The organism is Motiliproteus sediminis (assembly GCF_017912535.1).
GTDB lineage: Bacteria > Pseudomonadota > Gammaproteobacteria > Pseudomonadales > Balneatricaceae > Motiliproteus > Motiliproteus sediminis.
In genome coordinates this window covers 86,103-110,756 of the sequence record NZ_JAERQK010000011.1, presented here as the reverse complement: position 1 = coordinate 110,756, position 24,654 = coordinate 86,103, and the positions used below count along the sequence as shown (strand labels likewise).

Below are 24,654 nucleotides of genomic sequence, written 5' to 3'. Positions count from 1 at the left end.
GACTCCTTGTTCCTTAAAGCCTCGGGCCGCAGTGCCCTAAGTTATAGCAAATGGGCAAACGGCGGAATAGCCGTCACCACCAAAACCTGATCTATCTCAACCCTTGCGAATCAGCCAACTGCCACTGATCCGGCCCTACCGCCTGCAGAACCAGTCCGGAGACCGCAGCTCTGCCTTGGTTAGCGGCCGGACGGTAATTAACCTTTAGCCGAAAACCCAAGCGCTCGTCGGCAGCGCGGGTAAACCCCTCGGCGGTCGACTGGTAGCGGAAGCGGTACACCAGCAGGCCACGATCACGATCAAAGTACCAGTTCCCCGGTCGCGCGCGCGCCGCAGCCTCGTCATCAAGCACTCCCAAGTAGTTGCTGGGCAGGCTCATCACCTCCGCGACCAGCGCCATGGGGTTGCTGCCCTCCAGCTGCTGCAGTTCACTGAGGTCGCCGTCACTGAGCGCCAGACTCATGCGCACGTTGACCCCGGCCTGCAACCACCCCATCACCCCACGAAACGCGGCGCGTTCGGCGTCTGCCACCAGCGCCATGTAGCGACTATAGAGCGCCGTCGCCACCACCACGATCACCAGAATGCAGATCACCAGCTCAAACTTAGTGAAGCCGCGATGTCGTCGGGTCCGCATCACTATCGATTGACCGTGGTATTGAGTTCCCACAACGGCAGGAATACGCCCAAAGCCAGGATCAGCACCATGATACCGATGGCAACGATCAGGATCGGCTCGATGGCACTGGCCAGCCCCTTGAGGTCATATTCCACCTCCTGCTCGTAGAAATCCGCCGCTTCCGCCAGCATCTCGTCGATATTACCGGTCTCCTCACCCACGCCGATCATCTGCATCACCAACGGACTGAACATCCCCGAGCCATGGGCCGACTGGGAGATCGCCTCACCACGCTCGATGTCGTGGCGCATCTCCGAGACCTTGCTGCCGATATAGGCGTTGCCCACCGCTCCGCTGACAATGGTCAGACTCTGCTCGATGGGGATGCCCGAACGCAGCACCAGCGCGAAGGTACGGCAGAAACGTCCCAGGGAGATACGGTAGAACAACCCGCCCACGACCGGGAATTTCAGCTTGTAGCGATCCCAGCGCAGCCGCCCGGGCTCGGTGGCGATATAGCGAAAAAAACTCACCAGCGCGACCACGATGACACCCACGATCAGGTACCAGTAGTTAACGGTGAAGTTGGACAACCCGACCAGCAGCTGCGTCTGCCACGGCAGCTCTGCCCCCAGCGTCGCGAATACCCCGGCAAACGCGGGGATCACAAAGACGTTGATGATCGCCACCGCGATACTGATGGCGATGATGACAAACATGGGGTAGCGGGTGGCGGACTTGATATTCTTGATGGTGGTCCGTTCCAGTTCCAGATACTTGGCGATCTGCTGGAACGCGGCATCGAGATTACCGGTGTTCTCACCCACGTGGATCAGGCTGACATAGAGGCGGGAAAACACCTTGGGGTGGCGATTAAGTGCTCCGGACAGGGTAAAGCCCTGCTCCAGATCGGTGGCCACCGCGTTCAGAGTCTCTGCCAGCAAGGGGTTGCGCACCGTCAGGCCCAGGCCGCGAATGGCGCGCGTGATCGGCACCCCGGCCTTGGTCAGGGAATACATCTGCCGGCTGAACATGATCAACTCGTCCAGCTTGACCTTTTCCAGCCAGCGGATCCGGCCCAATTTTATCTCGCCGCCAACACCCTCTTTCTTGGCGCTGGCCACCGTAATCGATACCGGCGTGATCTGGCGATCCGTCAGATAGGCGGCCACCTGCCCGGCACTGGCGGCCTCTTGCCGGCCGGAGACCAGCTCGCCCGAAGCATCCCGTCCCTTGAAGCTGAAAGTTGGCATCGGCGCTTAGTCCTCGCCATCCAGCGGTTCCAGGCTGAGGCCGGAAAAGCCATCATCCCGTTTGGATTCGGCCGACACCGCTGTCGCAGTTGATGCCGCATCAGCGGTCGCCTCCGGGCTAACCTCCGACGAGGAGGCACCGCTACCTGGCTCAATGCTGCTCTCAGCCGCATTGGCATCGGTCATCTCATCCATCTGCTCGGTCACCCGGAATACCTCCTCCAGCGTGGTCAGCCCCTGACGGGCGTAGCTGAGGGCACTTTCTGCCAGGGTAGTAAAGCCTTCCGATGCTTTGGCGGCACGGGTGAACGCCGCCGTATCGCCCAGTCGCAGGGCATCCCCCATCACCTCATCCAGCTCCAGCAGCTCGAAAATACCGATACGGCCGCTGTAGCCGGTGTTATTGCAGTAGGTGCAGCCCATTCCCTGCTTGAAGGTTGCCTGGGCCAACTGTTGCCCAATCCTGGCCGTCAGCCAGGCTTGCTCCGGCCGGCTGGGGGTATAGGGGTGAGCACAATGGACGCAGATCCGCCGCACCAGCCGCTGCGCCAGCACCCCACGCAGGGCGGAGGCGGCGACGAAGCCTTCGACGCCGATATCCACCAACCGCATGGCACTGCTGACCGCATCGTTGGTGTGCAGGGTCGACAGCACCAGGTGGCCGGTCATCGCCGCCCGCAGGGCGATGGTCGCGGTTTCGTGGTCGCGGATCTCACCCACCAGCAGAATATCCGGGTCCTGGCGCAAACAGGCGCGCAGGACAGTGGAGAACTCCAGCCCTATCTTGGGATTGACCCCCACCTGATTGATCCGCTCAAGCCGGTATTCCACCGGATCTTCAACGGTGATGATCTTCTTGCTCGACTGATTCAGCTCCATCAGGGCGCCATACAGGGTGGTGGTCTTACCACTACCGGTGGGGCCGGTCACCAGGATCAAACCATGGGGTTGATGGATCAGGCGACGAAAACGGCGCAACTGTTCTTCGGGCAGACCCGCCTTGTCGAGGCCGATGGCACCCGCGGACTGGTCCAGCAGACGCATCACCACCGATTCACCAAACTGGATCGGCATGGTGGAGATCCGCACATCAAGGCTGCGCCCGCTGACGGTGATGTTAAAGCGGCCGTCCTGGGGCAATCGTTTCTCGGAGATATTCAGTTCGGCCATCAGCTTCAAACGCAGCACCAGCGCCGAGGCGATCTGCTTCTCCTTGACCACCTGCTCCTGCAGCACCCCATCAACCCGCTGCCGAATTCGCAACACCCGCTCATCCGGCTCGATATGTATATCCGAGGCGCGTACCTGCACGGCATCCTCGAAGATCTTCTGCAACAGTTTGACCACCGGCACATCGCTGTCGTCCTGTGCGGTCAGCTCGGCCAGGTTGAAACCGTCGTCGGTGATCTCCTCTTTCAGCTGGCCCGCCAGCGAGGCGATCTCATCGGTGCGACGATAGAGCAGGTCCAGAGAGCTCAGCAGCTGGCCTTCAGCGACAATGGCCAGCTCCACCGGCTTGCCCAGCAGGCGCTGCAGTTCGTCAAAGGCGAACAGGTCCATGGGGTCGGACATGCCCACCAGAAAGTGATCCGGATGCTCCTTCAGCACCACCGCCCGGAAACGACGGGCGTGGGTTTCCGACAGCCGCAGCACCTCTTGCGGGTTGAACTCGTAGCGGCTGAGCTCCACCACCGGAATCTTCAGCTGTTGGGCCAGAAACTCGATAAAGCGACTTTCGGTGACCATCCCCAGCGCCACCAGCGTGCGCCCCAGCTTCTGCCCGGTCTGTTTCTGCTTGGACAGCGCCTCCATCAGCTGGGGCTCAGTGATAACCCCGTTCTGGACCAGCAGGTCACCAATACGAATCTTCTGCTTCGGAGCGGCCATCGTTATCCCCTGTTATCCGCCCAGTTGCTGCAAACGGGTACGCGCATAACCGCTGAGGCTGGCGGGTACCCGCGGAATCTGCAGCACATTGGCGTAGGCCTGGCGCGCCTGCGCTTTCTGCTGCAACGCTTCGAGCGAGATACCAAGCCCCACCCACCAGGCCGGATTGGTGGCGTCGTGCTGCAGCAGCCCGTGGTAGCTGCGGGAAGCCGCCTGATGCAGTCCCGCTGCCTGTTCCGCGGCCGCCTTGAGCTGGTGGTATTCGCTGTCTCGCGCTACCGCCGGTGCCGCATCACGCAGCAGCTCGGCTGCCTGCCCACTATCACCGGCGAGGATCAGCAGGCGCGCTTTCAATTTCCGCAACCCCGGGTCTTGCGGGGTCAGCGCCAGGCCGGTATCAATCACCTGCGCCGCTTCCACCGACTGTTGCTCCGCCAGCAGCAGCGTGGCGAGCAAGGTACGGCTTTGCAGTGCCGCGCTGTCGTCACTCACGAACGCCCGCAGATTGGCAATCGCCGCACGGGTGCGCCCCTTACGTACCAGCGCCAGCGCGTCAGAGCTGTGCTGCTGGTCACGCTGCTCAGCACTGACCCGCACACTCTTCTGCAGCGGGGCCACCGGCAGCGGAGCAGCGGGCTTGGCAGCTTCCACGGTTACTTGAGCGGTGCTGTCTGCCGCAGATTTCGCCGCAGGCGGTACAGCGCTTGGTCGAAGGCTGTTCGCCGCTGCAGTCGCGCTATGTTCCTGAATCGTTGTTGCTGATGCTGGCTGCGGTCGCGTTTCGACGCGCACCTGCAGTTGATAACCGCTGTCATTCTGCAGCGGATGAACCTGGAAATTAACCGGCTCGCGGCTGGTCAGATGCAGCTCCAACCCGCCATCACTGGATTCCAGGCTAAGCGACTGAATCAGGCGATCGGGCAGCGCCGGTAACGGCGCTGACAGCAGCACATCGGGCAAGCTCAATTGCAGTTCCCGACCGTCGATCTTGCGCAGGTTATAAGGCGTTTCGGCGCCAGCCACCAGCGTCAGCAACCAATCGTTGCCGGCACGCTGCCAGCGCACCGCCGACACCTCAACCGGCGCAACCACCGCCGGAAGCTGCACTGCGGGGAGTTGCAACGGTTGCGCGACGACCGGGGTCGACTCGCTGGATACAGGCGGGCGCTCTGGCGCCGCAGTCGCCGGAGACGAGGCGGGTTCGGGATTCAGTAACAGCCAGGTCACCACCGCGGCGGTGACCAGTGACGCTCCCCCTAGGCCGATCCAGCGTGTTTGGGTCGCGGGGCTGGCGCTGGCAGAAGCGGTCAGGGGTATCTCACGCCCGGGCGATGGTTTCTCCCGCCGCTGGTCAAGGTCGCGCAGCATGTCGTTAACCAGGCTCATGCGCGACCTCCCGCCAGACGCAGGTACCAGGGCAGCGCTACCCCTTCGGTGTCATCAACCGCGCGGCAAACGTGACCGGATGTGACCCGGTGCTCGCCCTTGCCATAGGCGCACAGCAACGCCTTATGACCGAGTATGTTGACCAGGCGAGGAGTACCCGCCGAGGCCCGAGTCAACAGCTTGACGGCACGCTGATCGAACAACGGCACGCCGTTGTAGCCGGCGCGGCTAAGGCGGTGATTGACGTACTGCCCGACCCCTTCCATATCAAGATGGCGCAACTGGTACGAGAAGGTGATCCGCTGCAACAATTGGCGCAGTGCGTGGCGGGCCAGTAGCTGGTCCAGTTCCGGCTGACCGAACAGAACCACTTGGAACAGCTTGGCAGATTCGGTTTCCAGATTGGTCAACAGGCGCAGTGCCTCGATGGTTTCCTCCGGCATCGCCTGCGCTTCATCCACCAGCAGCACCACCCGCTTACCCTGTCCGGCCAGCTCGATCAGACGCTGGTTCAGGCGCTCCAGCAGCGAGAAACCGTCGTCTATCGATTCCAGCTCGATCCCCAGTTCACGGGCAAAGCCGCGGCGAAAGTCATCCGGACTGAGGTAAGGATTGGGGATATAAGCACTGACATAATCACCGTCCAGTGCATTTAGCACTTTGCGGCACAGCAAGGTCTTGCCGGTGCCCACCTCGCCAACGATTTTGACGAAACCGTCACCATTTTCCAGCGCCACCAGAATCAGGTTCAGCGCCTCCTGGTGGGTCGGCAGGTTAAGAAAGAAGTGGGTGTTGGGCGTCAGCGAGAACGGCAGCTCGCTGAGACCGAAGTGCTGCTCATACATAGGTTATCGCGCCTGCCCATCGGAGCCCTCGTAGAGCTGTTCGAAATTGCCCAGGCTCTGCTCCAGCGTGCGCTGCCAGCTGGCAGCATCGGCGATGGTGGGGCGCAGCATGATCACCAGTTCGCTCTTGACGCTTTGACGGCGTTCCTGCCGGAACAGCCCGCCAACCACGCCTACATCCCCCAGACTCGGCACCTTGGCGGCACTATTGGCGCTGGTGGACTGCATCAACCCGCCGATCACGATCACCTGCCCGCTCGAGGCCCGCACCACGCTGTCGGATTCCCGAATGGTGCTGAGCGCCAACGGCAGCTGCAAGGTGTCGGTGCCGATGGTGATCATCTTCTGCTGGTCGGTAACCTCGCTGATGGAGGGATGAATATGCAGAATAATCTCGCCCCGGGCGCTGATCTGCGGCGTGACGTCCAACGCGATACCGGAGAAAAACGGCGTCAGTTCAATATCCGGGGTAGTGGTGGTAGCGGTACCCGTGGTGGTGGTGGTTTCAATATCGGTGACGAAGAACTCGTCGGTCCCCACCTTGATCACCGCCTTCTGGTTGTTCAGCGTTGCCACGCGCGGGCTCGACAGCACCTGTACGTCACCCTGGGTTTCCAGCAGCTCGATCAGCGCGGTGAAGTCCTTGAGATCGAACGCCGCGCTAAACACACCACCGGTGTTAAGCGGGTTGGCCAGCGCTTCCGAGCTTTGTCCCAGGGTGATCGACTTGTCGCCAGCGCTGTTGTTGATCACCCCCTGCCAGTTGATACCGGACTGATAGCCCTCGCTGAGGCGAACTTCGAGAATCTTGGCTTCCAGAATCACTTGCCGCTGCAAAGTCAGCTCCGCCTGCTGCAGATAATCGCGCACTGTGGCAATTTCCGAAGGCAGCGCCCTGACCACGATCACCCCGGCCTGGGGAGTAATCACCACGGTACGGCCGTTGTCAGCACCGATGATGGTTTGCAGGGTCGCTTGCAGCTGGCCCCAGAAGTCGGTGGAGCTGGTGGTATTGATCCGGGTACCAACCACCGAATTGCTGTCCTGGTCCGCCTGGGTCACGGTACCGGCGCTGACCTGAATATCGGAGCCGCCATCGCGCTTCACATTGAGGTAGTTGATCTGAAAAATGGCCGTCTCCATCTTCGCGGGCACAACCTGGTATAGGTTGCCGAAACGCTTGTATTCATAGCCATATACCTCGTGAACAGTCTGCATCACCTCGTCGACGGTCACATCCTTGAGGTCAAGGGAGATCGAGCCCCCAACCTGCTCACTTACCACCATGTTGTAGGGTGTATCACGCACCAGCCCCATAAAGAAGCTTCGTGCATCCATCTGCTCGACCGCCAGGTCGAAGCGGGGGTCCGTACCGGGCAACCCCTGAACCTGCAGCGGCGGCAGCAGAGCTGCCATGATCGCCGGGTTGCTCTCCGCGCCGGCAACGGTCGGCTGGTCGTTATTTTCCAAAGCCTCGCCCATCGCCTGCAGACCATCTTCTTGCGGCGTCGTACCCAAAGAAATCGGTTGGTACGGCTGACATCCTGCCAGTACCAGCAACGCCAAGCCTGCTATCCGCAACTTAAGCTCCATTGGTCATTTATCCTGCTTTTTCCACTGCTTGGTTAACGGAAGGCCGAGCTCCAGTCGCTCTGCTTTGCCATCTCGCGTCAACACCACCGCGCGCGATTCGATCCGGCTGATACGGGCGTTTCCCAGCCGCTCGCCGGTGCTGTAAAACTTGCCATCGATCAACGCCTGACGAGACTTGCCCTGCGTTCTGATTCCCTCCAGCTTTGGCCCCTGAACCGGCGCCGCCGTGGCGGGTGCAGACGCCGCCAGAGCCGCCGGCGGGCGGGTCGGATCAACCGCTGCCGAGAGCGCCAGCCCCGGCAGCGTCATCAGGGTGACGGCTAACGTCCAGGTCAACTTAAACACCTAGCCACCCCGCTGTGGTACTCAAGGTATGCACCTTCAACGTGACCCGCGCCCGCGGGTAGCTGTCCACCTGATAATCCAGTTCATCCCAGAAAAATCCCTGGGGAAGCTGTTCCAGCGCTTTCAGGTACGCCAGAGTGTCAAAGTAACCGCCCTCGACCACCAGCGTCAGGTCATGGCGGTAGATGCCGCTGCTCGTCGTACTTTCGGCGCCATCGGCACCTGCCGCCGCCTCCACCGGATTACGGAAGGGCACCGGCGCTCCCTTTTCCAGTGCGATCAGGTTCAGCTTGCGCTGAGCGTTGAGCACCTGTTCCAGCACCCCGAGCATATCCTGAGGCGATATCAACTGCGCCGCGCGCTGCTGCAGCTGTTGGTTCAAGCTGTCCAGTTGTGACTCCAGCGAAGCGATCTCTTGGGACAATGCCTTGCTGGGATCAGCCTTAAGCTTGGCCTTGAGCGTTGCCAGTTCGAGAATGCCACCCGCATTCTCCGCCTCCATCTTGGCCAGAGAGGTTTTCAGACGCACCTGCTGCTTCTGCGCCGGCTCGATCAGATACAGCAACGCCGGCAGCGCGATCGCTACCACCACCGTCACCAGAATCAACAACCGCTCCCGCAGTGACAGCGCCTCGAAGCGAGTGGCCGCTTGCTGCAGCTTGACCATCATGAGCGTCCCCCTGCCTTGAGCTCACCGGTGACTTCAAACCGCAGACGGCTCTGCTGCTGGCTGATCTGCACCCCGTCAAACTCGGCGGCACGGTAGCTCTCTTCATTACCAAGCCGGCGCAGGTAGCGCGGAATAAGCTCCGGCTGTTGCGTCTCACCCTGCAACTGCAGGGTTCGACCTCCAGCACGCGCGCTGATACGGGTCAGCCATAATCCGCTGACTGCCTGATCGGCCAACCCCTGCATCAATGCCGAAAAGGGGATCCGCTGTGCCGGTCGCAGTTGGTCGAGCATCCGCCCGAACTGATTCCGTGCACGCAACTCATGGGTGAGCTGCTGCTGACGCTGCTGCAGCACCGGATCAGCCCGGCGCTCGTTTAACTGCCGCTGCAACAGGGCAATCTCTACACTGCGCGCAGACTTGGCGGCCTTGGCCGCGGCGACATCATCGTTGATCTGCTGTAAAGCCCGCTGCTCCTTGATTGCCAGCCCACTCACCAACAACGTCGTGATCAGCACGATCAGCGCGCAGATGGTGGCGCCGAACGGCACGCGCACCTTTTCGTGGCGAACATAGAGGTTGATCTGCTGGCGAATCACGGCTGCACCTCCGGCAACGCACCGGCAATGGCCAGCATGCACTGCTGCTGCAGCATCGCTCCCAGCGGCGGATCACAGGCAAATAGCTCGCCCAGGTCAAGCTGTTGCACCTCCAGCGCAAGGTTGTAACGCAGCTGCCCCATCAGCGGGGTTTCGCCTTCCTGCAACGGGGCCACCAACAACTTGATGCAGGGCGGCTTGCCTAACTGGCTTTCGTAGTAATCGAGTGAACGCTGGATATCCAGAATCAAGGTGCCTGCGCGACTTTCGATGTCAGCCGCGTCACTGCCCAGCAACGACGCGGGGGTTTCCATCTGGCGAGTCAGGTAAAGATCGCCATCGGCCACCAGGTTGATCACGCTGACCGGCCCATGCAAGCCCAGCAAAGCGCAGCCGGCGCCTTCGATCCCGGCATGGCGATGGAGCCGCAACAAGGCGATCTCGGGAATTTCGATGGCGCGCAGGTCAAGGCCCGCCTCTTTGACCGCCCCGGCAAGGCGCTCACCCTGGGCGCCATCCATCACCGCCACATAGAGCATTCGGGTACGGCCATGAAACGCATCCTCGGCCAGGGGGAAGTAATCCAGTGCAGCGTCGGCCACGTCAAAGGAAACCATATCCTTCACTCGCCAGCGCAGCGCCTCGGCCATTTCGGCGGGTTCAACGTCAGGAGCTTCCACCAGCAGCAGCTGATAGTTTTTCGGCGCCAGCACCAGATGGGTCCAACAGCCGCTGGCGCCCCAGGATTCGAGCGTCGTACGAAGCGCCGCAGACTGGTCAAGAGTGGTATCGGCAAGAAACGCGCAGCGTAACGGTGGATCCGCATCTTCACGAAAATAGGCCACCGCCAACCCTTCTTCACACTGAAAAAGAGCCACCCGTCCCTGAGCGCCACCACGCTTTGTGAATCGACTGAACAGAGTCTTTCCCCTTCAAAAGGCTCGTGTCTTATAAATGCTGCATCATAAGTACCATAGGCATGATTTTTATGCCATATAAACCAATACTTATCCCACTCAGACATTGACTCAGGCCAAACCAGCGTGTTTAATACGCCCCCACTTGCCCGGATAGCTCAGTTGGTAGAGCAGAGGATTGAAAATCCTCGTGTCCGTGGTTCGATTCCGCGTCCGGGCACCACGATTCAAAAAGGCTTGCACTTGTTGCAGGCCTTTTTTGTTTTCGGCCGCGCTGCGCCTAATTTTCGCCAGCCATGGCATTGACCTGCGTTTGCTCGCTATTTAGCCGGTCAACGTGGATTCTCAACGATTCCAGATTCAACTGATCCTCAAGCGCCTGCAGCTGCAGTTTGCGGTTCTCGGCGGCCAGATCGGCATAAATCCTGTACTGGACGTAGTTCATGGCGAGCGCTGCAACAAACAGCAAAACAATCACCACCACCGCATCAAGATGGAGCTCAAACTTCTTTTTCACGGCCCAGGCCTCCCTGTCACGAACAAAACGGCCACGCGATTGCGCCGCGCGCCTGCCAAAGCCCGCAGATTACACGCAGAGTCGGTCGCACTGAAGGGGCGCAATCCACGGCTGAGGCCACTGCATCGCTGTCGCTGACCGTGTGGTGATGGCATCCCACACCGGCAGATTCCAAGGCGGTTATTTTTGACCGGCCGGCAGCACAAATCGCTTGCAATCGAAAAAAAGAGCAGGTTTAATACGCGCCACGTCAGAGATGGCGACGCAGATGTGGCGGAATTGGTAGACGCGCTAGCTTCAGGTGCTAGTGTCCGAAAGGACGTGGGAGTTCGAGTCTCCCCATCTGCACCACCGAAAGACCTCCCCGGAATCGATCCAACGCATTAACCAGCGGCGGCTTTCTCATCTCCTGACAACCTGACCGGCCTGGCCGGAACGCAGATGTGGCGGAATTGGTAGACGCGCTAGCTTCAGGTGCTAGTGTCCGAAAGGACGTGGGAGTTCGAGTCTCCCCATCTGCACCACTCCCTTGAATTTCTCCGTTGTTGGCCAAAACAATCCTGTTATAACATAACAGTTTTGCAGCTGCGGCCGTTTCCGATGCCTACACCTCAAGTCGCGTCCTGCGCATTCAGCGATGAACACAATCACCAACGCTGTATTCGCACAGCCCTCGCCACCGCAGAGCGTCTTTGCGCTGACCGGCGCTGCCGCCTCACCCCGGTGCGCAAGCGGGTGCTGGAACTGGTATGGCAAAGCCATACGCCGCTGGGTGCCTACCAGATTCTAGCGCAGCTGGGCGACGAAGGCTTCAACTCGGCCCCGCCGACGGTCTATCGCGCGCTGGAGTTCCTGCAGGAGCAGGGGCTGGTGCACCGGATCGCGTCGCTGAACGCCTTTACCGGCTGCTGCGCGCCGGATCGCCAACACCACGGCTATTTCCTGATCTGCCGTCAGTGTGGCCGGGCCCATGAGCTTGAAGGTCAGCCGTTGTCACAGGCGTTACGCGAGCAAGCAGCCCGACAGGGCTTTATGGTCGAAGCGGAAACGGTTGAACTCACCGGGCTTTGCCCCCACTGCCGGGAGCCGCTCGCATGAGCCATCAGCCTCTGATCCGGTTAAACGGCGTCAATCTCTCTCTGGGCGGGCGCTCAATTCTCCAGCAGGTGTCGCTCGCACTCGACGCGGGCCAGATCACCACCCTGATCGGTCCCAACGGTTCGGGAAAAACCACCCTGGTGCGCCTGCTGCTGGGGCTGCATCAACCCGATCAGGGCGAGGTTATTCGACAGCCGACCCTGCGATTGGGTTACATGCCCCAGAAACTGCATATCGAGGCCACCCTACCCCTTACGGTTAAGCGCTTCCTGCAACTCGGTACCCGCGCGGACGAGAACACCCTGCGCGACGCACTGGACCGGGTTAACGCCGACCACCTGCTGCAAAGCCCGTTGCAGCAGATTTCCGGCGGCGAAACCCAGCGGGTGCTGCTGGCCCGTGCGCTGCTGCGCAAACCGCAGCTACTGATCCTTGACGAACCGGTTCAGGGTGTGGATATCAACGGTCAGATCGAACTCTACCAACTGATCGCCCAGCTGCGTGATCAGCTCGGGTGCGGCGTGTTTATGGTCTCCCATGATCTGCATCTGGTGATGGCGAGCACTGATCATGTGATCTGCCTGAATCATCATGTCTGCTGCTCGGGCCACCCCGAGCAGGTCAGTAACGATCCTTCTTTCATCGAACTGTTTGGTCGCCGGGGGGCGGAAACGCTGGCGCTTTACAGCCACAACCACAACCATCAGCACGACGCCCACGGTAATGTGATTACCGACCAGCCACAACCGACCAGCGGAGGCTGCAGCCATGGCTGATTTTCTGCTGCGAGCCCTGCTGGGCGGCGTAGGTGTCGCGCTGGTCGCTGGTCCACTTGGGTCGTTCGTGGTCTGGCGGCGCATGGCCTACTTTGGCGACACCCTTGCCCACGCGGCATTGCTGGGGGTGGCGCTGGGAATTCTGGTAGATATCAACCTCAATCTGGCGGTGGTGGTGCTTTGCGTGCTGCTGTCACTGCTGCTGGTATCGTTGCAGCGCCGGCGCATCATCGCCACCGACACCCTGCTGGGCATTATGGCGCACAGCACGCTCTCGCTGGGACTGGTCGCACTGAGCTTCCTGCCCGAGGTGCGGGTTGACCTGATGGGTTATCTGTTTGGCGATCTGCTGGCGATCAGCCGCGCAGACCTGTGGTGGATCTACTGCGGTGGCGCGCTGGTGATTGCCCTGCTGGTGTGGCTCTGGCACCCGTTACTGGCGATCACCGTGGATGAGGAGCTGGCTCAGGTTGAAGGGATCAACGTCACCGCCGTGCGGCTGGCGCTGATGCTGCTGGTGGGAATCGTGATCGCGGTGGCAATGAAGATCATCGGCGTGCTGCTGATCACGTCGCTGATGATCATCCCTGCCGCCGCCGCCCGCCGCCATGCCGACACGCCGGAGCGGATGGCAGTCAGCGCCAGCCTGATTGGCTGTGTGGCCGTGTGCGCGGGGCTGGTGGCCTCGTACCAGTGGGACACCCCCGCCGGCCCCTCGGTGGTGGTGTCGGCCGCAGTGCTGTTCCTGCTGAGCCACGCGCTGCCGCAGCGGCGCTAGCCAACGCGCTATCACCACCGCCGGTTAACGCTTCCACAAGGCGTTGACCAGCGCTCCGGCCATGATCAGGGCACCGCCCAGCAGCGTCCACAGGGTCGGTACTTCAGCAAACCAAACCAGACCCAGCAGCGCCGAGAAGATCACCTGCACATAGGAGTACGCTGTCGCTTTGCCGGCCGCTTCGACCGCCATCGCCTTGGTCAGGCCCACCTGGCCCACCTGGGTAAAGATACCCACCAGCAACAGCAGCCCCAGCGCAACCGGATCGGGCATCACAAAGTCCTCGCCCAGCAACAGAACCGAGACCGGCAGCGCAATGAGCGGAAAATAGAAGATGATCACCGAGCTGTCTTCATGTGGCCCCAGCCGCCTTACCAGCACATAAGCCACCGCACTCCCGAATGCCCCCAATAGCGCAGCGATCACACTGATTGCCGGCAGCTGCGCCTGGCCCGGGAGGCTCAACCCCGGCGACACCATCAGCCCCAGACCCACCAGGCTGAGGGCGATACAGACCGCCGTTGCCAGCTGCACCCGTTCTTTAAGCCAGATCAGCGCCAGCAGCGCAGTAAACGCCGGATAGGTGAACTGCAACAGCGCGGCTTCGGCCAGCGGCAGGGTGCTGACGGCAAAGTAAACGCACATCAGCGCCAGCGCCCCGACCACGCCACGCGCAATCAGTAGCCGCTTGTGCTGCCCCCAGAGGTAGACGCCCCGTCGCTTAACATCGATGTAGCTGATCGCCAGCGACACCAGCGCCCGCGCGGCAACGATCTCCAGCACCGGTATACCACGCAGACTGACCGCTTTGACGCACGCCGCCATCAGCGCAAAGCCGAGGGCGGACAGCAGCATAAAGCGCGCCCCGGGGGAAATCTTCAAGAATATTGTCATGCCAAGGGTAACGTGGTGAAAGCGGCCCGCCATGCTAACGGATCCGGCCGGCCAATGGCAGTCCGCGGCGGGCCGATGCGGAGTCAGCCTGGGGCGAGGGCGGCTACCTCGGGGTGGCGGAAGCAGTCGTGTAGGTGATCGTTAACCATGCCGGTTGCCTGCATGAATGCATAGCAGATGGTTGGCCCGACAAAACGAAAACCGGCTTTCTTAAGCGCCTTGCTCATCGCCTGCGCGGTCGGGGTTTGCGCAGGCACATCGGCCAGCGAACGCCACCGATTCTGCTGCGGGGTACCGTCGACAAAGTCCCAGATATAGCGGTCGAAACTGCCGTAGCGCGCCTGCAGCTCCAGAAAGGCCCGCGCATTGGTCACCGATGCCTCGATCTTGAGACGGTGGCGCACAATCGCCGGATCCTGCAACAAACGTTCAATATCGGCGCGCTCGAACGCTGCCACCCGCTCGGGCTGGAACCCCTCGTAGAGACGGCGATAGCCCTCACGCTTATGCAGAATGGTGGACCAGCTCAACCCGGCCTGCGCCCCTTCAAGGGTCAGAAACTCAAACAGTTGGCGGTCGTCATGCAGGGGAACGCCCCATTCGCTGTCGTGGTAGGCACGATAGGCATCACTGCCCTCGCACCAGTCGCAGCGCCGAATCATGCCAGCAGGGCACGAACAGGCATCAGTGCCTGGTCGGCAAGGGACTCCAGAGTCGCCCGATCGGGGCGCGCACGACTCATCACCCGGATACCCCAAGTGGTCATCATGATGTACTTGGCCAACATCTCGGGATCCGCTTCAGGGCGCAGTTCACCCGCGGTCTTGGCCCGTTCCAGCGCGGCTCGTAACTCCTGCTCCAAGCGTTCGAACACACCCTGAACGTATTGGGTGATCACTTCGTCGTGGGCCGCCATCTCCAGCCAGATATTCAGCATCAGGCACCCCCTGGCATCGGGATCTCCCTGAGCCAGATCGATAAGCTGCGACACCATCTGCTCCAGTGCCGGCATCAAGCCGTCGCTGGACTGCAGGCAACGCTGAACCCGTTCGAAGCTCTGGCTGGAATAGTGGTCCAACGCTTCCAGCAGCAGCTTCTGCTTGCTGTCGAAGGAGTTATAGATGCTACCCGGCTTCAGCGACGTAGCCGCCACCACATCGGAAATCGACGTGCCCAGATATCCTTTCTTCCAGAACAGGTCGGTTACTTGATGAACCACCTGGTCACGATCAAATGCAGCAGGACGTCCCATACCACGATCCTTCTCAATACATCAGCGATCAATGTTTGCGTTTAGGGTTGGCCACGAACTGCAGAACCTGTTCATCGGCAGCCAAACCCGTTGAGGGTCGAGTGACCCGCGTTTCCACCTCTTGCGCTTCCGGCTCACCATCCAGACGCATGGCGTCCTCGTAGCCACAGCTAACGCACTCCCGGTACTCGCGTTGATCATCGCGGTAGGTGCGCAGTCGGTCCATGTCACCGCAACGGGGGCACACGGCACCGGCAATAAAACGTTTGACGCTCATACGCCGGCTCCCGCTGTGGTGGTTATGCCGCTATGCCGTAATAACGCTTCCGGTGTGGGTTTTCTTCCCCGAAAGGCGCAAAAAAGTTCCAACGCATCGCGGCTACCGCCGCGCGCCAAAATCTCGCGGCGAAATGACTGTCCGGTTTCCTGATTAAACACGCCCTCCTCCTCAAAACGGGAAAAGGCATCGGCCGACAACAGTTCAGCCCACTTGTAACTGTAATACCCCGCCGCATACCCGCCGGCAAAAATATGCGAAAAACTGCATTGAAACCGGTTGAACACTGGCACCTCAACCACCGCCACCTGCTGGCGCACATGATCGAGTATCCGCTGCACCGGTTGGGGGTTACTCGGGTCATAGTGCTGATGCAAGCGCATATCGAACAGGGCAAACTCCAGTTGGCGTACCATCATCATCCCGGACTGAAAATTCTTCGCCGCCAGCATCTGCTGGAGCAGGTCGTCCGGCAACGGCTCGCCACTGTCCACGTGACCGGAGATCCAGCCCAGCGCTTGTGATTCCCAACACCAGTTCTCCAGGAACTGGCTAGGCAGTTCAACCGCGTCCCAGGCCACCCCGGCAATACCGGATACGGGCGAGGTCTCCACTTCGGTTAGCAGGTGGTGCAAGCCGTGGCCGAACTCATGGAACAGGGTGGTGACTTCGTTGTGGGTCAACAGCGCCGGCTGATCGCCCACCGGCGGGTTAAAGTTACACACCAGATAAGCGACCGGCAGCTGCAGCTCGCCGCTTTGGCAGCGCCGGCGAGTGCGGCAGACATCCATCCACGCACCACCACGCTTGTGTGCACGGGCATAGAGATCAAGGTAGAAGTGACCGATGGTGTCACCATCCTGCTGGATTTCGAACAGCCGCGCGTCGGGGTGCCACAGACCGCTGGCCGGCTGCTCAACCACCTCAATGCCGAACAGTTGGCCAACGATACGAAACAGTCCATCCAGCACCCGACTGACCGGGAAGTACGCCCGCAGCACCTCTTGAGACAGCTGATAGCGGTGTTGCTTCAGCTGCTCTGCGTAGTAGGTAACATCCCAGGCCTGCAGCTGGTCAATGCCGTCACGCTCCTCGGCAAACGCGGCCAGCTCGGCAAACTCATGCCGCGCCATGGGCAAACTGCGTTCGGCCAGATCCTCGAGAAACGCAATCACCTCAGCCGGCGTCTCGGCCATTTTGGTCGCCAGCGAGTAATCAGCGTAGGAGCCAAAGCCCAGCAGGTTGGCCAGCTCGTGCCGTAACGCCAGGGTTTCATCGATCAGCGCCTGATTGTCCCACTGGCCGGCGTGTGGTCCCTGATCCGAGGCGCGGGTAGCAAAAGCGGTGTAGACCTCCTGACGCAGCGCACGGTCTTCGGCATGCGTCATTACTGCCACATAGGAGGGAAACTCGAGGGTAATTCGATAGCCTGATTCGCCCTGCTGCTCGGCCGACTGACGTGCCGCCGCGAGCGCGCTATGCGGCAGCCCCACTAACGCCTCCGCGCTATCAAGCGTTTTACTCCAGGCATTAGTGGCGTCGAGCACGTTCTCGGAAAAGCGGGTGCTGAGTTCTGACAAGCGCTGGCGAATTTCGCCATAGCGAGTTTTCGCCTCCCCTTCGAGGGCGACCCCGGAGAGACGGAAATCCCGCAACGCATTATCGACTACCTTGCGCCGGGTCGGGTCGAGCTGCTGATAGGCATCGCTGTCGGCCAGCGCCTGGTAGGCCTCAAACAGGCGTCGATTCTGGCCAAGCTCGGTATAATAGGCCGTCAGCTTGGGCAGTGCGGCGTTGTAGGCTTCGCGCAGCTCGTCACTGTTGACCACCGCATTCATATGGCCCACCGGCGACCACGCATTGCTGAGTCGTTCCTCCAGCCCCTCCAGCTGTGACACCAGCGTCCAGTCGACCGGGGGGCTTTGCAGCAAGCGGTTCAGGGCGTCGCGGTTTTCGGCCAGGATCGCGTCGATGGCCGCAACCACATGCTGGGGACGAATCTGATCAAAGGGCGGAAAGTCGTGCGGCTGGAGGAGCGGATTGGTCATAAAAGAGAACTGCCGATACACCGAGGTTATGGCTTTGCGATAAAATGCCAAAGTTTGCTTAAAGTCATCTTAAGAGTGCTCAGTTTAACCCGCTGGAGAAACAATGAACATCCGCGAATACCAAGGAAAACGCCCTCAATTGGGCCAACGTGCCTTTGTCGACCCGTCAGCGGTGGTACTCGGCGACGTCAATCTCGGCGACGACAGCTCCGTCTGGCCGCTGGTATCCATTCGGGGTGATATGCACCGCATCCGCATCGGGGCGCGCACCAGCGTTCAGGACAACTCTGTCCTGCATATTACCCATGCCGGCCCCTACAACCCGGACGGTTTCCCGCTGCTGATCGGTGATGATGTCACCATCGGCCACCTGGCAATGCTGCACGGCTGCACCATCGGTAACCGGGTGCTGATCGGCATGGGGTCCATGGTGATGGACGGAGCCGTAATCGAGGACGACGTAGTGCTGGGGGCGGGTTCACTGGTTCCGCCGGGTAAGACGCTGGAATCGGGCCACCTGTATGTGGGGCGCCCCGCCAAACAGGTGCGTAAACTGACCGACAAAGAGATGGCATTCTTCACCTACACCGCAGCCAATTACGTGCGCCTCAAGGATCAGCACCTGGCTCAACCCTTTGCACAGGACACCGCAGAATGAATACCCCGTACCGCAAAGACTTCCCGATCTCCTGGGAGGAGCTCCACCGTGACGCCCGCGCCCTCTCTTGGCGCCTGCTCGATCGGGGTCCCTGGAAGGGAATTATCGCCATCACCCGCGGCGGCTTGGTACCGGCCGCGATCATCGCCCGGGAACTGGATATACGCCTGATCGATACGGTCTGCGTGGTCAGCTATCAGGAGAGCGACAGCGGCGAGCAGGACAACCAGGGGCAGCTCAATTTCCTCAAGAAGGTGGACGGCGACGGCGAGGGCTTCTTACTGATAGACGACCTGGTCGATACCGGCAAAACCGCCCGTGCGGTGCGCGAAATGCTGCCGAAGGCGCACTTCGCCACTATCTATGCCAAGCCGGCGGGGCGGCCACTGGTGGACACCTTTATTACCGAAGTCAGTCAGGACACCTGGATCCGCTTTCCCTGGGATATGGAGTTCCAGTTCGCCAAGCCGCTGGTGTCGCGCTGACCGTGCCGGCCACCTGCGGGGTGGCCGTTAACGCCTGTTTCAGGCCTTGGCCTTGGCGATATCCCGCAAGCGCCGCACTACCTGGGCATTGAGGCTGCGCTGGGTAAAATTGCCGTCGTGCTTGCGGTCTCCAGCCTTCTTGCCGGTCAGCAATTCAAGGCATTCGTCCACGGTAGCGACACTATGGACATGGAATAACCCCTGCTCCACCGCATCCACCACCGAACGCTTGAGCATCAGGTTGCGCACGTTGGCCTTGGGAATAATCGCCCCCTGATCACCCGTCAGTCCCTTGGCCACACAGACATCGAAGAAGCCTTCGATCTTTTCATTGACCCCGCCGATCGCCTGCACCTCGCCGTACTGGTTGATGGAGCCGGTAATGGCAAAGTTCTGTTTGATCGGGGTGTGGGTCAGGGCGGAGATCAGGGTGCAGATTTCCGCCAGCGAGGCACTGTCGCCATCCACATAACCGTAGGACTGTTCCAGCGCGATGCTGGCAGAGATCGACAGCGGGAAGTCCTGGGCATACTTGTGCCCCAGATAACCGGACAGGATCATCACCCCCTTGGAGTGAATCGGCTGCCCCAGGGTGACCTCTTTTTCGATGTCGACGATACCGCGGTTACCGGGATGAACCGTGGCGGTGATCCGTGCCGGGGTGCCGAAGCTGACATCGCCGACCTGAAGCACGGTAAGCCCGTTGCACTTGCCCACCGCGGTACCCTGGGTATCGATCAGGATCACCTCGTTGATCACCTCTTCGCGCATGCGCGAGCTGATGCGATCGGTGCGGCGCTCTTTGGCCACCAGCGCCAGTTCGATATGTTCGGCCTGGATCAGATCTCCGCCATGCTTCTGGCGTTTGTAATCCGCTTCACAGATCAGATCCATCATCTCGCCGATATGGGCGGACAGACGTTGCTGATCTTCCGAAAGCCGCGAGCTGTGTTCCACCAGGCGCGCCACCGCCTTGCGGTCCAGATGGGCGCAGCCTTCCTGCAGCGACAGGGTTTTCATCAAGCGGGCATAGTTGCGCACCGCGGCGTCACTGCGCGGCACATCCTCGTCAAAGTCCACTACCACGCGGAACAGCTTGGAGAAATCAGGATCCATCTGCTGCAGCATGTAGTAGAGATCGCGGTCGCCGATTATTACCACCTTCAGGTCGAGAGGAATCGGCTCCGGAGTCAGGGTAATGGTGCTGACGCTGGCGTATTCGGCAAAGGGATTTTCGATCCGCAGTTCCTTCGATTTCAACGAACGCTTCAGCGCCGACCACACCATCGGATGTTCGAACAGGCGCTCGGCTTCCAACACCAGATAACCACCGTTGGCCTGATGCAGCGAGCCGCTCCGGATCAGTTGGTAATTGGTCACCAGGGCGCCCATTTCGCTGGTGTACTCCACCCGTCCAAACAGGTTTTCGTAGGTGGGATGGGACTCAAACACCACCGGTGAGCCCTTGGTCTTGTGATGGTTGACCATCAGGTTGGCGCCGTACTGCTCTTCCAGCTGCGCCAGACGTGCGGATTCGCTGCGACTTTCGCCCAGTTTGTCCTCGGCCACCAGCTCCGCCGCCCCCTTCACCAGCTCTTGCTCCAACTGGGTCAGATAGGTCACCACCCGCGGTTGCGAGGCATACTTCTCTTTCAACGGCAAAAAAAGCGGGTGCAACGCCGCACGAGCGGTTTCGTGTTCGAGTTTCTTCTGTTTCTCGTTGGACTCACGCCGCCATTGCGGCAAGCTGGTGAGCGAGTCGTTCAACAACTCTTCAAGATGGTTGATATCGCTGTTGATGCGGTTGCGCTCATCCTCGCTCAGCTGCGAGAACGCCGCTTCATCCATCGCCTGCCCCTCAGCCACCGGGGTAAAGCCGACACTGCCGGCATCTCTGTACAGCGCGATACTTTTGGCCCGGGCAGCGTTTTCCACCTCTTCCAGCGCCAGATCGTAGTAGCGGTTGAATTCGCGCTCCAGACGACTTTTCTGGCGCTGATAGGCGGGGTTTTCAAAGGCGGAGGGCAGTTCGGAGGAGACTGATTCCAGCAGATGACGGATGTCGTTCTTGAACACCAGCGCCTTACCGGGGGCAAAATAGAACGCCTGGGGGTAACGCTGATCGTTGTGGTTGTTGAGGTAGCACCAGTCGAGGGGTTTCTTTTCCCGCTTGGCCTCGCGCTTAAGGGTTTCCATCACGAAGGAGAAGCGCCCGCTCTGCGAATGCCCCATCACAAACATATTGTAATCCGGCCGCCGCATGCCGATGCCAAACTCCATCGCTTCCACGGCACGCTCCTGGCCGTAGATGCCGCTGAACTCTTCCAGCGTTTCGGTGGTTTTGAATGGCAGCAGTTCGGGGTCGCAGTGATGGTATAGCTCTGCCGCGGTGAGCTCGTTCCCTGATGCCATTCCTACCTCCGGTGAGTCAGCACTATCGTTACACCGAGTTATAACTGCCGGAATCTATTGGCGCAAGCAGCAACAGGAAAGGGGGCGAAAACGCCCCCTTTTTGATCAAAAAGCAATCGATTCGGTCAAGTCAGCCAGTCCCGCGCACCCAGAAACTGCTCGCTTAACGCGGCTTCCGCGCTGCCCGGCTTAGGCTGATAGTCATACAACCAGTGCGCCACTGGCGGCATCGACATCAGAATCGATTCGGTCCGCCCGCCGGACTGCAGGCCAAACAGGGTGCCGCGGTCCCAGACCAGATTGAACTCCACGTAGCGGCCGCGACGGTAGTTCTGAAACCGCTTCTCACGTTCGCCGTAGGGGGTATCCTGGCGCCGCTTGACGATCGGCAGGTAGGCCTCGAGGTAGCCGCGCCCGACGGCCTTGACGAACTCGAAGCAGGAGGCGAAATCCGGCTGGTTCAAATCGTCAAAGAACAGTCCGCCCACACCGCGGGTCTCGTCACGATGTTTGAGGTAGAAGTAGCGATCACACCAGGCTTTGTAATCGGCGTAGCGCTCGGGGCCAAAGCCATCGCAGATCGCCTTGGAGGCGCGGTGCCAATCAACACAGTCCTCGCGGAAACCGTAGCAAGGCGTCAGGTCAAAGCCGCCACCAAACCACCAGATCGGCGCTTCGCCCGCTTTTTCGGCGACAAAGAAACGCACATTGGCGTGGGACGTGGGCACGTAAGGGTTATCGGGGTGCATCACCAGCGAAACCCCCACTGCCTGATAACTGCGACCCGCCAGCTCCGGCCGGTGGGCTGTGGCCGAGCCCGGCATGTTGTCACCACGGACATGGGAAAAATTCACCCCACCCTTTTCGAACACCGCACCGTCCACCATCACTCGTGAGCGACCACCCCCGCCGGATGCTTTCTGCCAGCGGTCTTCAACAAAACTCGCCCGCCCATCCGCCAGCTCCAGTCCGGCACAGATTTCATCCTGCAACTGCTGCATGAAGGCAACAACGGCGCTGATATCGACGGTAGACATGGTAGTGCTCCTCAGCGGCTCAACTGCGCAACAGTGAACCGCTGCGCAGATCTCGAATGACGGTAGGTTTGTCCAGGCCGCCCAGCGGCCCCGGTAGCAGATAGTCCAGTTGACGCGGAAACATCTGCCGAACGTCGCCAGCGCTACGGGCCGGCTCCTGCCCTGCAGGATTTGCCGATGTCGACACCAACGGAGCGCCGAAAGCCCGGCAGAGAGAGCGCACCAGCGGGTGCGCGCTCACCCGCACAGCCACGCTGGCATGCTGGCCCTTGACCCATTCCGGAACCCAACCCTGCGGATCGGGCAGCAACCAAGTGTTGGGGCCCGGCCAGGTGGCAGCCAGTTGATCACGCTCAGCAGCGCTGAGACCGGCCAATAGCGGCGCCAGTTGCTCAATGTCGGAGGCAACCAGAATCAGGCCCTTGTGCTGCGGACGTGACTTGAGCAGCAGCAGACGTTCAACTGCCGCCCGCTGCCAGGGGTCGCAACCGAGCCCCCACACCGCTTCAGTCGGATAGGCAATCACACCGCCCGCGCCGAGGGCGCGAACGGCCTGTCTTAAACGCCAGCGATCCACCTTTAGGCGTTCGCCAGACGCTCCTGCAGCGCCGCGTCCTTGGCGATTACGGCTTCAGTCATCGCTTGGCGGTCGTCGATCAGGCGCTGCGCCAGCGCGGCATCTTTTGTTGCCAGAATCTGGCTGGCCAGGTAAGCGGCGTTCTTGGCACCGGCCTTGCCAATGGCAACCGTCGCCACCGGAATTCCGCCCGGCATCTGCACGGTGGACAGCAGCGCGTCGAGGCCGTCGAGGGAGGAGTTGATTGGAACCCCGATCACCGGCTTGGTGGTGTTGGCAGCAACGGCACCGGCGAGATGGGCAGCCATACCGGCGGCACAGATAAAGGCGACGCAGCCACGCTGATCAGCGTCCTTGACGTAGTCGTGAGTCGCCACGGGGGTACGGTGAGCAGAACTGACCTTCACTTCAAAGGGCACTTGCAGGCTCTTGAGGGTATCCATGCAGGCTTCCATGACCGGCAGGTCGGAATCTGAACCCATCAGGATCGCAACAAATGACTGAGACATGAGAAATACCTTTCTGTGCTAGAGAAAAGGCGGAAAACTACCCTAGTCGCGGAGCCCTTTCAAGGTAATTCGGCTCAAGTTCTATAGCCGCTGAAAGCCACCGGAAACCGCCATAACCCTCCCCTCCAGCTCCAGTGCCAGCAGCTCGCTCTGCACCACCGACGCCGGCAATCCGCAGCGCTCCACCAGCAGATCAAGGCTGGTGGGCTGATAATCTGTGGCGGCCAGAACCTTGGATCCATCGCCCTCCAGCGCACCAGCAGCCTGCTCAGGCCCGGTGTTCGCCGGCGGCTGTTGTACGACGGCGTTGGCAAAGCCGCTCAATAGCGGGGCAAGCTCCTGCAGAATGTGTTCCGGCCTGGTCACCAGCGCGGCACCCTGGCGGATCAACTGGTGAGTACCAGCGCTGCCCGGATTGTGAATCGACCCGGGCAAAGCGAACACTTCACGCCCTTGCTCGGCCGCCAACCGGGCGGTGATCAACGAGCCGCTGCGCAGCGCTGCTTCGACCACCAGTACACCCAGGCTCAGGCCACTGATGATGCGGTTACGACGGGGGAAATGGGCCGGTAATGGCGGAGTTCCAAGGCTGAATTCCGACAGGATCACGCCGCCACGACCGACTATCTGCTGCGCCAATGCCTGATGACAGCGGGGTGAAATCTGGTCAACCCCACTGCCCAGAACCGCCACCGTAAGCCCCCGCCCGGCTAGCGCGCCCTGGTGAGCACAGGCATCCACGCCCAGTGCAAGGCCGCTGGTGGGAACCAACCCAGCCTCCGACAGCGCCTGCGCCAACTGACGTGCATCAGCAGCGGCGCGCGGTGTCACGCGGCGACTGCCAACGATGGCCAGTTGGGGAAACAGCAGCAGTTCGGGGTCGCCGCGCAAGAACAGACAGACCGGCGGATCATCAATTTCATTCAAGATGGCGGGATATTCAGGATCATCCAGACAGAGCAGGTGGTGATCCCCGCTTTGCTGCAACCATTCGGCGGTGAGATCCAGCGCCCGTTTGGCGTCATCGGCGTGCTCGGCCCGCCGCAATCGCCGAATCAGCGCCGGGGATAGCTCCTGCACCGCCAGTTCAGCGTCAGACGCACAAAAAAGGCGCTCGGCAGAGCCGAACGCCTGATAGAGTTGCTTGACGATTCGAGGAGAAAACCCTCGGGTCCGGCTTAACACCAGACCCAATTGATGGCGCCGCTGCATTGATCATCCT

The 24,654-nt window shown here is 60.8% G+C and carries 26 protein-coding genes and 3 tRNA genes; 8 read left to right on the top strand and 21 right to left on the bottom strand.

Annotated elements, in window-relative coordinates; all coding sequences use genetic code 11:
* Window positions 1–91: 91 nt before the first annotated feature.
* The 10 genes from JJQ76_RS16220 to JJQ76_RS16175 are packed head-to-tail and all read right to left on the bottom strand — an operon-like array spanning window position 92 to window position 10,075.
* On the bottom strand, window positions 92–637 hold the full coding sequence (locus JJQ76_RS16220; protein ID WP_210398006.1) for a hypothetical protein: 546 nt from the start codon (window positions 635–637) through the stop codon (window positions 92–94).
* Between the two features lie 2 nt (window positions 638–639).
* Window positions 640–1,872: a type II secretion system F family protein gene (locus tag JJQ76_RS16215; RefSeq protein ID WP_210398005.1), complete on the bottom strand. Its 1,233-nt coding sequence runs from the start codon at window positions 1,870–1,872 to the stop codon at window positions 640–642.
* Window positions 1,873–1,878: 6 nt separating this feature from the next.
* Window positions 1,879–3,759, bottom strand: coding sequence for a GspE/PulE family protein (locus JJQ76_RS16210; RefSeq protein ID WP_210398004.1), 1,881 nt, complete (start codon window positions 3,757–3,759; stop codon window positions 1,879–1,881).
* Between the two features lie 12 nt (window positions 3,760–3,771).
* Complete coding sequence (locus JJQ76_RS16205; RefSeq protein WP_210398003.1) at window positions 3,772–5,145, bottom strand: tetratricopeptide repeat protein; 1,374 nt, start codon at window positions 5,143–5,145, stop codon at window positions 3,772–3,774.
* Window positions 5,142–5,990 carry an ExeA family protein gene (locus JJQ76_RS16200; RefSeq protein ID WP_210398002.1) on the bottom strand — a complete coding sequence of 283 codons (849 nt, stop codon included), beginning with the start codon at window positions 5,988–5,990 and terminating at the stop codon, window positions 5,142–5,144. The genes JJQ76_RS16205 and JJQ76_RS16200 overlap by 4 nt, the downstream gene beginning before the upstream one ends.
* Window positions 5,991–5,993: 3 nt before the next feature.
* Window positions 5,994–7,583: a pilus (MSHA type) biogenesis protein MshL gene (mshL, locus tag JJQ76_RS16195; RefSeq protein WP_210398001.1), complete on the bottom strand. Its 1,590-nt coding sequence runs from the start codon at window positions 7,581–7,583 to the stop codon at window positions 5,994–5,996.
* Between the two features lie 3 nt (window positions 7,584–7,586).
* A complete protein-coding gene (locus JJQ76_RS16190) occupies window positions 7,587–7,928 on the bottom strand; it encodes a hypothetical protein (protein ID WP_210398000.1) in 342 nt (113 codons plus the stop codon).
* Complete coding sequence (locus JJQ76_RS16185; protein WP_210397999.1) at window positions 7,921–8,598, bottom strand: hypothetical protein; 678 nt, start codon at window positions 8,596–8,598, stop codon at window positions 7,921–7,923. The genes JJQ76_RS16190 and JJQ76_RS16185 overlap by 8 nt, the downstream gene beginning before the upstream one ends.
* On the bottom strand, window positions 8,595–9,197 hold the full coding sequence (locus JJQ76_RS18285) for a PilN domain-containing protein (protein ID WP_210397998.1): 603 nt from the start codon (window positions 9,195–9,197) through the stop codon (window positions 8,595–8,597). The genes JJQ76_RS16185 and JJQ76_RS18285 overlap by 4 nt, the downstream gene beginning before the upstream one ends.
* Window positions 9,194–10,075 (bottom strand): hypothetical protein, encoded by an 882-nt coding sequence (locus tag JJQ76_RS16175; protein WP_210397997.1) that lies wholly within the window; start codon window positions 10,073–10,075, stop codon window positions 9,194–9,196. Before JJQ76_RS16175 ends, JJQ76_RS18285 begins: the two co-directional genes overlap by 4 nt.
* A gap of 186 nt (window positions 10,076–10,261) precedes the next feature.
* Between JJQ76_RS16175 and JJQ76_RS16170 the strand changes: the two genes are divergently transcribed.
* A tRNA-Phe gene (locus JJQ76_RS16170) sits at window positions 10,262–10,337 on the top strand.
* A 57-nt stretch (window positions 10,338–10,394) separates the two neighbouring features.
* Here the strand turns inward: JJQ76_RS16170 and JJQ76_RS16165 are convergent.
* Window positions 10,395–10,631 carry a hypothetical protein gene (locus tag JJQ76_RS16165; protein ID WP_210397996.1) on the bottom strand — a complete coding sequence of 79 codons (237 nt, stop codon included), beginning with the start codon at window positions 10,629–10,631 and terminating at the stop codon, window positions 10,395–10,397.
* Between the two features lie 264 nt (window positions 10,632–10,895).
* On the opposite strand from JJQ76_RS16165, the gene JJQ76_RS16160 reads away from it, so the two are divergent.
* The 5 genes from JJQ76_RS16160 (at window position 10,896) to znuB (ending at window position 13,283) form a co-directional block, all read left to right on the top strand.
* A tRNA-Leu gene (locus JJQ76_RS16160) sits at window positions 10,896–10,982 on the top strand.
* An 86-nt stretch (window positions 10,983–11,068) separates the two neighbouring features.
* Window positions 11,069–11,155, top strand: a tRNA-Leu gene (locus JJQ76_RS16155).
* A gap of 76 nt (window positions 11,156–11,231) precedes the next feature.
* Window positions 11,232–11,729: a Fur family transcriptional regulator gene (locus JJQ76_RS16150; protein WP_210397995.1), complete on the top strand. Its 498-nt coding sequence runs from the start codon at window positions 11,232–11,234 to the stop codon at window positions 11,727–11,729.
* Window positions 11,726–12,505, top strand: coding sequence for a zinc ABC transporter ATP-binding protein ZnuC (gene znuC / locus JJQ76_RS16145; protein ID WP_210397994.1), 780 nt, complete (start codon window positions 11,726–11,728; stop codon window positions 12,503–12,505). Before JJQ76_RS16150 ends, znuC begins: the two co-directional genes overlap by 4 nt.
* Window positions 12,498–13,283, top strand: a complete 786-nt coding sequence (gene znuB, locus JJQ76_RS16140; protein ID WP_210397987.1) for a zinc ABC transporter permease subunit ZnuB — start codon at window positions 12,498–12,500, stop codon at window positions 13,281–13,283. The genes znuC and znuB overlap by 8 nt, the downstream gene beginning before the upstream one ends.
* A 24-nt stretch (window positions 13,284–13,307) precedes the next feature.
* On the opposite strand, the gene JJQ76_RS16135 is transcribed toward znuB, so the two are convergent.
* The 5 genes from JJQ76_RS16135 to prlC form a co-directional block, all read right to left on the bottom strand.
* A complete protein-coding gene (locus JJQ76_RS16135; RefSeq protein WP_246481039.1) occupies window positions 13,308–14,165 on the bottom strand; it encodes a DMT family transporter in 858 nt (285 codons plus the stop codon).
* A gap of 95 nt (window positions 14,166–14,260) precedes the next feature.
* Window positions 14,261–14,839: a DNA-3-methyladenine glycosylase I gene (locus tag JJQ76_RS16130; RefSeq protein WP_210397986.1), complete on the bottom strand. Its 579-nt coding sequence runs from the start codon at window positions 14,837–14,839 to the stop codon at window positions 14,261–14,263.
* Entirely contained in the window at window positions 14,836–15,429 is a 594-nt protein-coding gene (locus tag JJQ76_RS16125; RefSeq protein ID WP_210397984.1) for a TetR/AcrR family transcriptional regulator, read from the bottom strand. Before JJQ76_RS16125 ends, JJQ76_RS16130 begins: the two co-directional genes overlap by 4 nt.
* Window positions 15,430–15,457: 28 nt before the next feature.
* On the bottom strand, window positions 15,458–15,706 hold the full coding sequence (locus tag JJQ76_RS16120) for a YheV family putative zinc ribbon protein (protein WP_210397982.1): 249 nt from the start codon (window positions 15,704–15,706) through the stop codon (window positions 15,458–15,460).
* A complete protein-coding gene (gene prlC / locus JJQ76_RS16115) occupies window positions 15,703–17,754 on the bottom strand; it encodes an oligopeptidase A (RefSeq protein WP_210397980.1) in 2,052 nt (683 codons plus the stop codon). Before prlC ends, JJQ76_RS16120 begins: the two co-directional genes overlap by 4 nt.
* A 103-nt stretch (window positions 17,755–17,857) precedes the next feature.
* Between prlC and JJQ76_RS16110 the strand changes: the two genes are divergently transcribed.
* Both JJQ76_RS16110 and gpt read left to right on the top strand, forming a co-directional pair.
* The gene (locus tag JJQ76_RS16110; RefSeq protein ID WP_210397978.1) at window positions 17,858–18,412 is read left to right on the top strand and encodes a gamma carbonic anhydrase family protein; all 555 of its coding nucleotides are present in this window, start codon (window positions 17,858–17,860) and stop codon (window positions 18,410–18,412) included.
* Entirely contained in the window at window positions 18,409–18,897 is a 489-nt protein-coding gene (gene gpt, locus JJQ76_RS16105; protein WP_210397976.1) for a xanthine phosphoribosyltransferase, read from the top strand. Before JJQ76_RS16110 ends, gpt begins: the two co-directional genes overlap by 4 nt.
* Window positions 18,898–18,936: 39 nt before the next feature.
* Here gpt and JJQ76_RS16100 read toward each other — a convergent pair whose 3' ends face one another.
* From JJQ76_RS16100 to dprA, 5 genes are all read right to left on the bottom strand, one after another.
* Window positions 18,937–21,309: a Lon protease family protein gene (locus JJQ76_RS16100; protein WP_210397974.1), complete on the bottom strand. Its 2,373-nt coding sequence runs from the start codon at window positions 21,307–21,309 to the stop codon at window positions 18,937–18,939.
* A gap of 125 nt (window positions 21,310–21,434) precedes the next feature.
* Window positions 21,435–22,346: an oxygen-dependent coproporphyrinogen oxidase gene (hemF, locus tag JJQ76_RS16095; protein ID WP_210397972.1), complete on the bottom strand. Its 912-nt coding sequence runs from the start codon at window positions 22,344–22,346 to the stop codon at window positions 21,435–21,437.
* 19 nt (window positions 22,347–22,365) lie between these two features.
* Entirely contained in the window at window positions 22,366–22,923 is a 558-nt protein-coding gene (gene tsaC, locus JJQ76_RS16090; RefSeq protein WP_210397970.1) for an L-threonylcarbamoyladenylate synthase type 1 TsaC, read from the bottom strand.
* A gap of 2 nt (window positions 22,924–22,925) precedes the next feature.
* On the bottom strand, window positions 22,926–23,432 hold the full coding sequence (purE, locus tag JJQ76_RS16085) for a 5-(carboxyamino)imidazole ribonucleotide mutase (protein ID WP_210397967.1): 507 nt from the start codon (window positions 23,430–23,432) through the stop codon (window positions 22,926–22,928).
* A gap of 81 nt (window positions 23,433–23,513) precedes the next feature.
* Window positions 23,514–24,644 (bottom strand): DNA-processing protein DprA, encoded by a 1,131-nt coding sequence (dprA, locus tag JJQ76_RS16080; RefSeq protein WP_210397965.1) that lies wholly within the window; start codon window positions 24,642–24,644, stop codon window positions 23,514–23,516.
* Window positions 24,645–24,654: the final 10 nt, after the last annotated feature.

Excerpts from the sequence above, each read along its gene's own strand:
- gpt (WP_210397976.1), top strand. The coding sequence starts at position 18,409 with ATGAATACCCCGTACCGCAAAGACTTCCCGATCTCCTGGGAGGAGCTC.
- JJQ76_RS16110 (WP_210397978.1), top strand. The coding sequence starts at position 17,858 with ATGAACATCCGCGAATACCAAGGAAAACGCCCTCAATTGGGCCAACGT.
- hemF (WP_210397972.1), bottom strand. The coding sequence starts at position 22,346 with ATGTCTACCGTCGATATCAGCGCCGTTGTTGCCTTCATGCAGCAGTTG.
- znuB (WP_210397987.1), top strand. The coding sequence starts at position 12,498 with ATGGCTGATTTTCTGCTGCGAGCCCTGCTGGGCGGCGTAGGTGTCGCG.
- JJQ76_RS16100 (WP_210397974.1), bottom strand. The coding sequence starts at position 21,309 with ATGGCATCAGGGAACGAGCTCACCGCGGCAGAGCTATACCATCACTGC.
- JJQ76_RS16150 (WP_210397995.1), top strand. The coding sequence starts at position 11,232 with ATGCCTACACCTCAAGTCGCGTCCTGCGCATTCAGCGATGAACACAAT.
- JJQ76_RS16205 (WP_210398003.1), bottom strand. The coding sequence starts at position 5,145 with ATGAGCCTGGTTAACGACATGCTGCGCGACCTTGACCAGCGGCGGGAG.
- mshL (WP_210398001.1), bottom strand. The coding sequence starts at position 7,583 with ATGGAGCTTAAGTTGCGGATAGCAGGCTTGGCGTTGCTGGTACTGGCA.
- prlC (WP_210397980.1), bottom strand. The coding sequence starts at position 17,754 with ATGACCAATCCGCTCCTCCAGCCGCACGACTTTCCGCCCTTTGATCAG.
- purE (WP_210397967.1), bottom strand. The coding sequence starts at position 23,432 with ATGTCTCAGTCATTTGTTGCGATCCTGATGGGTTCAGATTCCGACCTG.
- dprA (WP_210397965.1), bottom strand. The coding sequence starts at position 24,644 with ATGCAGCGGCGCCATCAATTGGGTCTGGTGTTAAGCCGGACCCGAGGG.
- JJQ76_RS16215 (WP_210398005.1), bottom strand. The coding sequence starts at position 1,872 with ATGCCAACTTTCAGCTTCAAGGGACGGGATGCTTCGGGCGAGCTGGTC.
- JJQ76_RS16210 (WP_210398004.1), bottom strand. The coding sequence starts at position 3,759 with ATGGCCGCTCCGAAGCAGAAGATTCGTATTGGTGACCTGCTGGTCCAG.
- JJQ76_RS16185 (WP_210397999.1), bottom strand. The coding sequence starts at position 8,598 with ATGATGGTCAAGCTGCAGCAAGCGGCCACTCGCTTCGAGGCGCTGTCA.
- JJQ76_RS16200 (WP_210398002.1), bottom strand. The coding sequence starts at position 5,990 with ATGTATGAGCAGCACTTCGGTCTCAGCGAGCTGCCGTTCTCGCTGACG.
- JJQ76_RS16125 (WP_210397984.1), bottom strand. The coding sequence starts at position 15,429 with ATGGGACGTCCTGCTGCATTTGATCGTGACCAGGTGGTTCATCAAGTA.
- JJQ76_RS16120 (WP_210397982.1), bottom strand. The coding sequence starts at position 15,706 with ATGAGCGTCAAACGTTTTATTGCCGGTGCCGTGTGCCCCCGTTGCGGT.
- JJQ76_RS16220 (WP_210398006.1), bottom strand. The coding sequence starts at position 637 with ATGCGGACCCGACGACATCGCGGCTTCACTAAGTTTGAGCTGGTGATC.
- JJQ76_RS16130 (WP_210397986.1), bottom strand. The coding sequence starts at position 14,839 with ATGATTCGGCGCTGCGACTGGTGCGAGGGCAGTGATGCCTATCGTGCC.
- znuC (WP_210397994.1), top strand. The coding sequence starts at position 11,726 with ATGAGCCATCAGCCTCTGATCCGGTTAAACGGCGTCAATCTCTCTCTG.